Source organism: Vagococcus sp. AM17-17, from assembly GCF_003471765.1.
Lineage (GTDB): Bacteria > Bacillota > Bacilli > Lactobacillales > Vagococcaceae > Vagococcus > Vagococcus teuberi.
In genome coordinates this window covers 1-277 of record NZ_QRJY01000036.1, presented here as the reverse complement: position 1 = coordinate 277, position 277 = coordinate 1, and the positions used below count along the sequence as shown (strand labels likewise).

The window sequence follows — 277 nt, the reverse complement described above, 5'->3', positions numbered from 1 at the left end:
TCAACTATTTTTTTAGGGCTTGTAGATATAAAGGAGCCATCTAACAAGCAATCAGCTACATTGTTTGGATGAACCTCTAAACCAGCACAACACTCATAAATAATCTCCCTAAAAAATACACTCCTTTCCAAAATAGTTGTAGCACTTTTCCCTTCTACTACTCTGTATACATCATAAATTCTTACATACTTAAGAGTGAATGAGTTTACATTTGACGTATAGGCTACAAAAAAAGCCAAAGAGATTAACGTCTCTTTGGCTTTTAAGTCATTCAATA

General features: G+C 33.2%; 1 pseudogene. It reads right to left on the bottom strand.

From position 1 onward, the window contains the following. Positions 1-277 (bottom strand): annotated as a pseudogene (locus tag DW196_RS11650) (hypothetical protein); the annotation flags it as partial.